General features: G+C 62.4%; 18 protein-coding genes. All 18 read right to left on the reverse strand.

The annotated features are described in order from the left end of the window. Positions 1–141, reverse strand: a 141-nt coding sequence (gene rpsM / locus Q0L57_RS32740; protein WP_296747250.1) for a 30S ribosomal protein S13, incomplete at its 3' end; no start/stop codon positions are given. A 211-nt stretch (positions 142–352) separates the two neighbouring features. Next, entirely contained in the window at positions 353–937 is a 585-nt protein-coding gene (locus tag Q0L57_RS32745) for an adenylate kinase (protein WP_296747237.1), read from the reverse strand. Further along, positions 934–2,274: a preprotein translocase subunit SecY gene (secY, locus tag Q0L57_RS32750; protein WP_296747238.1), complete on the reverse strand. Its 1,341-nt coding sequence runs from the start codon at positions 2,272–2,274 to the stop codon at positions 934–936. The genes Q0L57_RS32745 and secY overlap by 4 nt, the downstream gene beginning before the upstream one ends. 250 nt (positions 2,275–2,524) lie before the next feature. Then, positions 2,525–2,998, reverse strand: a complete 474-nt coding sequence (gene rplO, locus Q0L57_RS32755; RefSeq protein WP_296747239.1) for a 50S ribosomal protein L15 — start codon at positions 2,996–2,998, stop codon at positions 2,525–2,527. Positions 2,999–3,020: 22 nt separating this feature from the next. Further along, on the reverse strand, positions 3,021–3,218 hold the full coding sequence (gene rpmD, locus Q0L57_RS32760; RefSeq protein ID WP_296747240.1) for a 50S ribosomal protein L30: 198 nt from the start codon (positions 3,216–3,218) through the stop codon (positions 3,021–3,023). A 25-nt stretch (positions 3,219–3,243) separates the two neighbouring features. Beyond that, positions 3,244–3,813, reverse strand: a complete 570-nt coding sequence (rpsE, locus tag Q0L57_RS32765; RefSeq protein ID WP_027046810.1) for a 30S ribosomal protein S5 — start codon at positions 3,811–3,813, stop codon at positions 3,244–3,246. Between the two features lie 153 nt (positions 3,814–3,966). Further along, entirely contained in the window at positions 3,967–4,326 is a 360-nt protein-coding gene (rplR, locus tag Q0L57_RS32770) for a 50S ribosomal protein L18 (protein ID WP_296747241.1), read from the reverse strand. Between the two features lie 121 nt (positions 4,327–4,447). Further along, complete coding sequence (gene rplF / locus Q0L57_RS32775; RefSeq protein ID WP_296747242.1) at positions 4,448–4,981, reverse strand: 50S ribosomal protein L6; 534 nt, start codon at positions 4,979–4,981, stop codon at positions 4,448–4,450. A gap of 93 nt (positions 4,982–5,074) precedes the next feature. Further along, entirely contained in the window at positions 5,075–5,473 is a 399-nt protein-coding gene (rpsH, locus tag Q0L57_RS32780) for a 30S ribosomal protein S8 (protein WP_296747243.1), read from the reverse strand. A 12-nt stretch (positions 5,474–5,485) separates the two neighbouring features. After that, positions 5,486–5,791, reverse strand: a complete 306-nt coding sequence (gene rpsN, locus Q0L57_RS32785) for a 30S ribosomal protein S14 (protein WP_296747244.1) — start codon at positions 5,789–5,791, stop codon at positions 5,486–5,488. Positions 5,792–5,817: 26 nt separating this feature from the next. Next, positions 5,818–6,396 (reverse strand): 50S ribosomal protein L5, encoded by a 579-nt coding sequence (rplE, locus tag Q0L57_RS32790; RefSeq protein ID WP_296747245.1) that lies wholly within the window; start codon positions 6,394–6,396, stop codon positions 5,818–5,820. Next, the gene (rplX, locus tag Q0L57_RS32795) at positions 6,389–6,703 is read right to left on the reverse strand and encodes a 50S ribosomal protein L24 (RefSeq protein WP_296747246.1); all 315 of its coding nucleotides are present in this window, start codon (positions 6,701–6,703) and stop codon (positions 6,389–6,391) included. The genes rplE and rplX overlap by 8 nt, the downstream gene beginning before the upstream one ends. Before the next feature lie 12 nt (positions 6,704–6,715). Further along, positions 6,716–7,084, reverse strand: coding sequence for a 50S ribosomal protein L14 (gene rplN, locus Q0L57_RS32800; protein ID WP_006205457.1), 369 nt, complete (start codon positions 7,082–7,084; stop codon positions 6,716–6,718). Between the two features lie 71 nt (positions 7,085–7,155). Further along, positions 7,156–7,395 carry a 30S ribosomal protein S17 gene (gene rpsQ / locus Q0L57_RS32805; protein ID WP_296747247.1) on the reverse strand — a complete coding sequence of 80 codons (240 nt, stop codon included), beginning with the start codon at positions 7,393–7,395 and terminating at the stop codon, positions 7,156–7,158. A gap of 4 nt (positions 7,396–7,399) precedes the next feature. After that, positions 7,400–7,600: a 50S ribosomal protein L29 gene (gene rpmC / locus Q0L57_RS32810; protein ID WP_140701052.1), complete on the reverse strand. Its 201-nt coding sequence runs from the start codon at positions 7,598–7,600 to the stop codon at positions 7,400–7,402. A gap of 14 nt (positions 7,601–7,614) precedes the next feature. Beyond that, a complete protein-coding gene (gene rplP / locus Q0L57_RS32815) occupies positions 7,615–8,028 on the reverse strand; it encodes a 50S ribosomal protein L16 (RefSeq protein ID WP_027170364.1) in 414 nt (137 codons plus the stop codon). A 27-nt stretch (positions 8,029–8,055) separates the two neighbouring features. After that, positions 8,056–8,781: a 30S ribosomal protein S3 gene (rpsC, locus tag Q0L57_RS32820; protein WP_296747248.1), complete on the reverse strand. Its 726-nt coding sequence runs from the start codon at positions 8,779–8,781 to the stop codon at positions 8,056–8,058. Next, on the reverse strand, positions 8,781–9,028 hold a 248-nt coding region (gene rplV, locus Q0L57_RS32825; protein WP_296747249.1), incomplete at its 5' end, for a 50S ribosomal protein L22. The genes rpsC and rplV, both read right to left, overlap by 1 nt.

Consider the following 9,028-nt stretch of genomic DNA (forward strand, 5'->3'; position numbering starts at 1 on the left):
CTGGTTGACGCGGCGGTCCGCCGGGATGCCGACCTTGTCGACGATCTCCTGGGCAAACTTCTTGCCGATGCCGTGAATGTACTGAAGCGCAATGACGACGCGCTTGTTGGTCGGAATGTTTACGCCGGCTATACGAGCCATTTTCTTCTCTTCTCCATGTGGGCCGGACGAACCGGCGCTATCTTAAAGTTGCCCCGCGTCCGGTGGAGGCCGGCCCTTGCGGGAGTTTCCTGGTTCAACACAGTTTGCCTTGCCCTGGCGGGCAAGCAAAGTCCGTGCCTGATAGGAAGACGGGCCGCCATACCCCAGCGGCCCCTTCCAGTCAAGTGCAATCTTAACTTGTCGACGCGGCTTACTTCGCCGCGAGCACCGTCTCGATCTCCGCGGTCACCGCGTCGATGCTGGCCATGCCGTCGACGGTCTTCAACCTGCCCTTGGCATAATAGTAGCCGGTCAACGGGGCCGTCTTCTTGTAGTACTCGCGCAGGCGCTCCTCGAACACCGCCGGATTGTCATCCTTGCGCACCGGCTGGCCCGCGGCCTTGGCATCCTCTGCCCGCTTGACGATACGGCCGACAAGCGCCTTGTCGTCGACGACCAGTTCGATGACGGTGTCCAGCGCGATGCCGCGCTCGGAAAGCATGGCCTCGACCGCGTCGGCCTGCGCCAGCGTGCGCGGATAGCCGTCGAGAATGAAACCGTTGGCGCAATCCGCCTGGTCGATTCGCTCGGCGACGATTGCGTTGACGATCGCGTCGGACACCAGTTCGCCGGCATCCATCACCGCCTTGGCGCGCTTGCCGACCTCGGTTCCCGCCTGGACTGCGGCACGCAGCATGTCACCCGTCGAGAGCTGGGGTATGCCGTGTTTTTCTACCAGTCTTTGTGCTTGCGTCCCCTTGCCCGCCCCTGGCGGTCCAAGCAAAATCAGCCTCATCTGCTCCTCTTCCCCCCGCGCAACTTCGACTTCTTGATCAAGCCTTCATACTGGTGCGCGATCAGGTGGCCCTGAATCTGTGCCACCGTGTCGAGCGTGACACTGACCACGATCAGAAGCGATGTGCCACCGAGGTAGAAAGGTACGCCAGTCGCCGAAATCAGGAACTCAGGCAGCAGACAGACCAGCACCAGGTAGATGGCGCCGATGACGGTGATGCGCGTCAGAACATAGTCGATATATTCCGCGGTGCGCTCGCCCGGACGGTAGCCGGGGATGAAGCCGGAATGCTTCTTGAGCTGGTCTGCGGTGTCTTTCGGGTTGAACACGATCGCCGTGTAGAAGAAGGCGAAGAAGATGATCATCGCCGCGTAGAACGCCATGTAGAGCGGCTGGCCGTGGCCAAGCGAGGCAAGGATGGTGCTTGCCCAGGTTGGCAGGTTCGTCGTCTGCGAGAAGCCCGCGACCGTGGCCGGCAGAAGCAGCAGCGACGACGCGAAGATCGGCGGGATGACGCCCGACGTGTTGAGCTTCAGAGGCAGGTGCGAGGTGTCGCCCTGGAACATGCGGTTGCCGACCTGTCGCTTCGGGTACTGGATGAGCAGGCGGCGCTGGGCGCGCTCGAAGAACACGATGAGGCCAATGACGACGATGGCCAGAACGATGATCGCGAGAATGAGCCCGGTGGACAGCGCGCCGGTGCGGCCGAGTTCCAGCGTGCCGGAGATCGCCCGCGGCAGGCCGGCGACGATACCGGAGAAGATGATCAGCGAAATGCCGTTGCCGATGCCGCGCGCGGTGATCTGCTCGCCGAGCCACATCAGGAACATGGTGCCGCCGACCAGCGTGACGACGGTCGAGATGCGGAAGAACATGCCAGGATCGTTGACGATGCCGTTGCCGCCTTCCAGGCCGACCGAAATGCCGTAGGCCTGCACCAGCGCCAGCAGCACGGTGCCGTAGCGCGTGTACTGGTTGATGATCTTGCGGCCCTGCTCACCTTCCTTCTTCAGCGCTTCCAGCGACGGGATGACCGAAGTCATCAGCTGCATGATAATGGAGGCGGAGATGTAAGGCATGATGCCCAGCGCGAAGATCGCCATGCGCTGCACGGCGCCGCCGGCGAACATGTTGAACATGCCGAGCACGCCCTTGCTCTGCGAGGAGAAGGCCTGGGCGAAGGCGTCGGGATTGATGCCGGGAAGCGGGATATAGGTGCCGAGGCGGTAGACAAGCAGCGCGCCGATGGTGAACCAGATGCGCTTCTTCAGATCCTCGGCCTTGGCGAAGGCCGCAAAATTGAGATTGGAGGCTAGTTGTTCAGCAGCCGAAGCCATGCCTGATTCTCCGCTAGAGCAGGATGCCGAAAAGAGTGAAGCGGTCTTCGGACGTCATCATGCTCTACTTCTTTTGATTTCCATGTCACGCGCTCGATGCCGCAGCTCAGGCGACGCGTGTCACCGAAGCTCACGAGATAAGCTCCGGACCGTAAACATGCAAGCGGCCGCGTTGACGCGGCCGCCCAATTCCTCAGATCAAAGCGCGGTTCGACGAACTCATCCGTGCCAGCCGCGCTTCAAATCGCCGTTACTCGGCGGCGGCCGCTTCCGGCAGCTTCACCGAACCGCCGGCCTTCTCGATCTTCTCGATCGCGGCCTTAGAGGCGCCGGCGACGTCGAAGCTGAGCTTGGCCTTGAGCTCGCCGTCGGAGAGCACGCGCACGCCGTCCTTGGCGCGGCGGATCACGCCCGCTGCGATCAGGGTTTCCGCGGTGACGGTTTCCTTGGCGTCGAGCTTCTTGGCGTCAATGGCGGCCTGGATGCGGGCCAGCGACACAACCGTGAAGCTCTTGCCGAACAGGTTATTGAAGCCGCGCTTCGGCAGGCGACGATAGAGCGGCATCTGGCCACCCTCGAAGCCGTTGATGGCGACGCCGGAGCGTGCCTTCTGGCCCTTGACGCCGCGACCGGCGGTCTTGCCCGAGCCGGAGCCGATGCCGCGACCGAGGCGCTTCCTGGAATGCGTGGCGCCGTCCTTGTCACGCAGATCGTTGAGTTTCATCTTCGTTCTCCTGCGCTCTCGCTCAGCCCTCGTCCACGACGCGGACGAGATGCTGTACGGCGGCGATCATGCCGCGCACGGAAGGGGTGTCTTCCAGCGTGCGCTGCTTGTGCATCTTGTTCAAGCCGAGGCCGACCAGCGTCGCGCGCTGCTCCTTCGGCCGGCGGATCGGCGAACCGATCTGCTCGATGGTGATGGTCTTGGTAGCTTTCTTGGCCATGGTCGAAATCCCTGGTCAGCGTCGACTATTCTTCAGCCGCAACGGCGGTGCCGCGGCGGGCCTGAAGGGTCGAGTACTTGATGCCACGAGCGGCCGCAACATCCTTCGGATGCATCTGGCTCTTCAGCGCGTCGAAGGTGGCGCGAACCATGTTGTACGGGTTCGACGAGCCCATCGACTTGGCGACCACGTCATGCATGCCGAGCGTCTCGAAGACGGCGCGCATCGGGCCGCCGGCGATGATGCCGGTACCCTGCTTGGCGGCGCGCAGCAGAACGCGGCCAGCGCCCCAACGACCCTCGACGTCGTGATGCAACGTGCGGCCCGAACGCAGCGGCACGAAGATCATGTCGCGCTTGGCCGATTCGGTCGCCTTGCGGATCGCTTCCGGCACTTCGCGCGCCTTGCCGTGACCGAAGCCGACGCGGCCCTTCTGGTCGCCGACAACGACGAGAGCGGCAAAGCCGAAACGACGGCCACCCTTCACCACCTTGGCGACGCGGTTGATGTGGACGAGCTTGTCCACCATGCCGTCGTCACGCTCTTCGCGTTCACGCTCGCGGCCGCGGCCGCCTTCCCTACGTTCCTGTGCCATATCCTAGTCCTTGTTCTTTTCCGGAAGCACGGGTTGCTGTTTGCCGGCGCCGCATTTCGGGTCGCCGGCGGTGAATCGTTTCTCCTTTGCATGATCTTGCCCGGAAAGTCTGCAACTTTTCGCTGCGTGGACCTTCAGGGTTTCAGATCATGCTTAGAAGCTGAGCCCACCCTCGCGAGCAGCCTCGGCCAGCGCCTTGACGCGGCCGTGATAGATGTATGGGCCGCGATCGAAGACGACTTCCTTGACGCCTGCCTTCGAAGCGCGCTCGGCGATCAGCTTGCCGACGGCAGCCGCGGCAGCCGTGTCGGCGCCGGTCTTGAGCGAGCCCTTGAGGTCCTTTTCCAGCGTCGAGGCAGCGGCCAGCGTGTGGCCGTTGGCATCGTCGATGACCTGGACGTAGATGTTCTTCGAGGTGCGATGCACCGAAAGACGCGGGCGCTCGCCGGCGACCTTCTTCAGTTGACGGCGGACGCGCTGAGCGCGGCGCTGGGTGGATTCCTTCGAGCCCATAATGTCAGTTCCTTGCCTTCAGAATACGGGGGCAACCCTGTGCGGTAGGCCCAAATGCCTCCCGCGGCCGCTCCCCGCGGCGTTGTAGTTCTCTAGCTTGGCCCTTTCGGAGCCAAGCCCATTACTTCTTCTTGCCTTCCTTGCGCACGATGCGCTCACCCGCGTAGCGCACGCCCTTGCCCTTGTAGGGCTCGGGGCCACGATATTCGCGGATCTCGGCGGCGACCTGGCCGACCTGCTGCTTGTCGATACCGGCGACCGTGATTTCCGTCGGCTTAGGCACCGTGATCGTGACACCCTGGGGGGTCTCATAGACAACGTCATGGCTGAAGCCAAGGGCCAGCTGCAGGTTCTTGCCCTGCATGGCGGCACGGTAACCGACGCCGGTGATCTCGAGCTTCTTCTCGAAGCCGTCCTTCACACCCTGCAGGATGTTGACGATCTGGGTGCGCGACATGCCCCACTTGGAGCGGGCCGTCTTGGTCTGGTCGCGCGGCTGGACGGCGATCTCGTTGCCTTCCATCTTGACCATCACTTCGTCGTTCACCACGAACTTCAGCTCGCCCTTGGGGCCCTTCGCCGTCACGGTCTGGCCGTTGACGGTCGCGGTCACGCCCTGCGGCAGCGAAACGGGTTTCTTTCCGATACGAGACATTTGGTTGTCCTCGTCACTTCTTTCGTTTCAGGTTCCAGTTTCCGGGCGCGATCCCGAAAACCGGAGCCCATTTTTTCTTGCTATCAGGCCCGATCAGAAGATCTGGCAGAGGATTTCCCCGCCGACATTCTGCTCGCGCGCTTCGTGATCGGCCATCACGCCCTTCGGCGTCGAAAGGATGGCGATGCCGAGGCCGTTCGCGACCTGCGGGATCGACTTGGCCGAGACATAGACGCGGCGGCCGGGCTTCGAGACGCGCTCGATCTCGCGCACGACAGGCGCGCCATCGTAATACTTCAGCTCGATCTCGATTTCCGACTTGCCGTTTTCGAAGTCGGTCTGGCTGTAGTCGCGGATATAACCTTCCGACTTCAGCACTTCGAGGACGCGGGCGCGCAGACGCGAGGCCGGAGTCGAGACGCTCGACTTCTTGCGGCCATAGGCGTTGCGGATGCGGGTCAGCATATCGCCGAGAGGATCGCTCAATGACATCTCAGTGTCTCCTTACCAGCTCGACTTGACCAGGCCCGGGATCTGGCCGTTGTTGCCAAGATCGCGGAGCGCGATACGCGAAAGCTTGAGCTTGCGATAGTAGGCGCGCGGGCGGCCGGTGACTTCGCAGCGGTTACGGATGCGGATCTTGGCCGAGTTGCGCGGCAGGGCCGAAAGCTTCAACTGGGCGCGGAAGCGCTCTTCCATCGGCTTGGACTGATCCATGACGATGGCCTTGAGCGCCGTGCGCTTGGCGGCGTACTGATCCGCGAGCTTGCGGCGCCTGTTATTCTTCTCGACTGAGCTGGTCTTTGCCATTTCAGATTTTTCCTTTTTCGCTGCCGTTACTGGCGGAAGGGGAAGTTGAAGGCCTTGAGCAGAGCCCTGGCCTCGTCGTCCGTCTTCGCCGTCGTACAAACGATGACGTCCATGCCCCAGACCTGATCAACCTTGTCGTAGTTGATCTCCGGGAACACGATGTGTTCCTTGATGCCCATGGCGTAGTTGCCACGGCCGTCAAAGCTCTTCGGGTTCAGTCCGCGGAAGTCGCGAACGCGCGGCAGCGCGATGTTCACGAGGCGGTCGAGGAACTCGTACATGCGTTCCTTGCGCAGCGTGACCTTGGCGCCGATCGGCATGTTCTCGCGCACCTTGAAGCCCGCGATCGAGTTGCGGGCGCGGGTGACGACGGCCTTCTGGCCGGCGATCAGCGCGAGATCCTCGGCCGCGACCGAGGGCTTCTTGGAATCGCCCGTCGCTTCGCCAACACCCATGTTCAGCACGATCTTGTCGATGCGCGGAACCTGCATGTTGTTGTCGTAGCCGAACTGCTCCTGCAGCGCCTTGCGGATGGTCTCGTTGTAGACCTTCTTCAGGCGCGGCTCGTTCTTGGCAGTTGCCTGCTTGGTTTCAGACTTAGCCATTGATGACTTCTCCCGAACGCTTGGCGACGCGCACCTTCTTGCCGTCCTTTTGGATGGTGAAACCGACGCGGGTCGGCTTGCCGTCCTTGGGGTCGGCCAGCGCGATGTTCGACAGGTGGATCGGCGCTTCCTTGGTGATGATCCCGCCCTCTTGGGCCTGGGTCTGCTTCTGGTGACGGCGGATGAGGTTCACGCCGCGCACGAGCGCGGTGTCGTCCTTCGGCTGCACCGACAGGACTTCGCCCGAACGGCCCTTGTCCTTGCCGGCAAGCACGACGACCTTGTCGCCTTTTCTGATCTTTTGCATTGGTCCGGCTCCTTACAGCACTTCAGGCGCGAGCGAGATGATCTTCATGTGGTTCTTGGCGCGAAGCTCGCGCGGAACCGGCCCGAAGATACGCGTGCCGATCGGCTCTTTCTTATTGTCGACAAGAACGGCCGCGTTCTTGTCGAAACGGATCACGCTGCCGTCCGGGCGGCGGATGTCCTTGGCCGTGCGAACCACGACCGCCTTCATCACATCGCCCTTCTTAACGCGGCCGCGCGGAATGGCTTCCTTGATCGACACCACGATGATGTCGCCGACGGAGGCGTACTTCCGCTTCGAACCGCCCAGCACCTTGATGCACATGACACGACGGGCGCCGGAATTGTCCGCGACGTCGAGGTTTGTTTGCATCTGAATCATGACTGGCCGCCTTCTTCTTTTCTAACGGGACGGGTTCTTCACCCCTCCCCGGTCTGTCCAAAATTCGTTTGTTACGCCTGGTCCGAAGACACGACGATCCAGCGCTTGTCCTTGGAAATCGGCTTCGATTCCTGGATGAACACCTCGTCGCCGACCTTGTGGGCGTTGTTCTCGTCGTGCGCCTTGTACTTCTTGGTCATGCGTACGGTCTTCTTCATCACGGGATGCGTGAAGCGCCGCTCAACCTTGACGACGACCGTCTTCTCGTTCTTGTCGCTGACGACGGTGCCCTGCAAAATGCGCTTTGGCATGGTCTTAACCCTTCTTGGCCGCGGCTTTTTCCGCGGCGATGGTCTTGATGCGCGCGATGTCCTTGCGGACCTGCTTCACGCGCGCGGTCTTCTCGAGCTGGCCGGTCGCCTTCTGGAAGCGCAGGTTGAACTGCTCCTTCTTCAGGCTGGCCAGGTCGTCGGTCAGCTGATCCTGGGTCTTGGTCCGGATGTCTTCGGCTTTCATGGTTCAGCCCGTCCTTATTCTGCGATGCGCTGTACGAAGCGCGTCTTGACCGAAAGCTTGGCGGCGCCGAGACGCAGCGCTTCACGTGCGGTCTCCTCGCTGACGCCGTCGATCTCGAACATGATGCGGCCAGGCTTCACGCGCGCCGCCCAATAGTCGACGGCGCCCTTGCCCTTACCCATGCGCACTTCGGTCGGCTTCGAGGTGACCGGCAGATCCGGGAACACCCGGATCCAGACGCGGCCGGCGCGCTTCATCTCGCGGGTGATCGCGCGGCGGGCCGCCTCGATCTCGCGCGCGGTGACGCGGTTCGGCTCAAGCGCCTTCAGCCCGAAACCGCCGAAATCCAGATTGGTGCCGCCCTTGGCGGTACCGTGGATACGGCCCTTGAACTGCTTGCGGAACTTTGTGCGCTTTGGCTGCAGCATCGTTCTAACTCCAAATTCTCAAATGTCTCAGGCGTTCTCGCGACGACGACCGCGTTCGCGTTCGCCACCACCGCCATGCGCTGCGTCACCCTCGGTGGCACGACGCTCGGAAGCCATCGGGTCATGCTCGAGGATCTCGCCCTTGAACACCCAAACCTTGACGCCGCAGATGCCGTAAGCCGTGTTGGCCTCGGCCGTGCCGTAGTCGACATCGGCGCGCAGCGTGTGCAGCGGCACGCGACCTTCGCGGTACCATTCCATGCGCGCGATTTCGGCGCCGCCGAGACGGCCCGAGCAGTTGATGCGGATGCCCTCTGCGCCGAGACGCATGGCCGACTGCACGGCGCGCTTCATGGCGCGGCGGAACGCGATGCGGCGCTCGAGCTGCTGGGCGATCGACTGGGCGATCAGCGTGGCGTCGATTTCCGGCTTGCGCACTTCAACGATGTTGAGGTGCGTCTCGGACTTCGTCATCTCCATCAGCTTCTTGCGAAGCTTCTCGATGTCGGCGCCCTTCTTGCCGATGATCAGGCCCGGACGCGCGGCGTGGATGGTGACGCGGCACTTCTTGTGCGGACGCTCGATCACGACCTTGGAGATCGCGGCCTGCTTGAGTTCCTTCTCAAGATACTTGCGGATCTTGATGTCCTCGTGCAGCAGCTGGCCGTACTCGCCGGTGTTCGCGAACCAACGCGAATCCCAGGTACGGTTGATGCCGAGACGCAGCCCGATCGGATTGACTTTCTGGCCCATTAGGCGGCCTCCCCTTTTTCCTCGACTTCACGAACGACGATCGTGAGGTGCGAAAACGGCTTTTCGATACGGCTGGCGCGACCACGGCCACGAGCGTGGAAACGCTTCATGACGATCGACTTGCCGACATAGGCTTCCGCCACCACCAGCGCGTCGACGTCGAGGTCGTGGTTGTTTTCCGCGTTGGCGATCGCCGATTCCAGCGTCTTCTTGACCGTGCCGGAAATCCGCTTGGCCGAGAATTCGA

The organism is Mesorhizobium sp. (genome assembly GCF_024509055.1).
Lineage (GTDB): Bacteria > Pseudomonadota > Alphaproteobacteria > Rhizobiales > Rhizobiaceae > Mesorhizobium.

Bases quoted from the DNA above. Each gene is read 5' to 3' on its own strand.
- Q0L57_RS32745 (WP_296747237.1), bottom strand. From the start codon at position 937: ATGAGGCTGATTTTGCTTGGACCGCCAGGGGCGGGCAAGGGGACGCAA.
- secY (WP_296747238.1), bottom strand. From the start codon at position 2,274: ATGGCTTCGGCTGCTGAACAACTAGCCTCCAATCTCAATTTTGCGGCC.
- rplO (WP_296747239.1), bottom strand. From the start codon at position 2,998: ATGAAACTCAACGATCTGCGTGACAAGGACGGCGCCACGCATTCCAGG.
- rpmD (WP_296747240.1), bottom strand. From the start codon at position 3,218: ATGGCCAAGAAAGCTACCAAGACCATCACCATCGAGCAGATCGGTTCG.
- rpsE (WP_027046810.1), bottom strand. From the start codon at position 3,813: ATGGCACAGGAACGTAGGGAAGGCGGCCGCGGCCGCGAGCGTGAACGC.
- rplR (WP_296747241.1), bottom strand. From the start codon at position 4,326: ATGGGCTCGAAGGAATCCACCCAGCGCCGCGCTCAGCGCGTCCGCCGT.
- rplF (WP_296747242.1), bottom strand. From the start codon at position 4,981: ATGTCTCGTATCGGAAAGAAACCCGTTTCGCTGCCGCAGGGCGTGACC.
- rpsH (WP_296747243.1), bottom strand. From the start codon at position 5,473: ATGTCATTGAGCGATCCTCTCGGCGATATGCTGACCCGCATCCGCAAC.
- rpsN (WP_296747244.1), bottom strand. From the start codon at position 5,791: ATGGCAAAGACCAGCTCAGTCGAGAAGAATAACAGGCGCCGCAAGCTC.
- rplE (WP_296747245.1), bottom strand. From the start codon at position 6,396: ATGGCTAAGTCTGAAACCAAGCAGGCAACTGCCAAGAACGAGCCGCGC.
- rplX (WP_296747246.1), bottom strand. From the start codon at position 6,703: ATGCAAAAGATCAGAAAAGGCGACAAGGTCGTCGTGCTTGCCGGCAAG.
- rplN (WP_006205457.1), bottom strand. From the start codon at position 7,084: ATGATTCAGATGCAAACAAACCTCGACGTCGCGGACAATTCCGGCGCC.
- rpsQ (WP_296747247.1), bottom strand. From the start codon at position 7,395: ATGCCAAAGCGCATTTTGCAGGGCACCGTCGTCAGCGACAAGAACGAG.
- rpmC (WP_140701052.1), bottom strand. From the start codon at position 7,600: ATGAAAGCCGAAGACATCCGGACCAAGACCCAGGATCAGCTGACCGAC.
- rplP (WP_027170364.1), bottom strand. From the start codon at position 8,028: ATGCTGCAGCCAAAGCGCACAAAGTTCCGCAAGCAGTTCAAGGGCCGT.
- rpsC (WP_296747248.1), bottom strand. From the start codon at position 8,781: ATGGGCCAGAAAGTCAATCCGATCGGGCTGCGTCTCGGCATCAACCGT.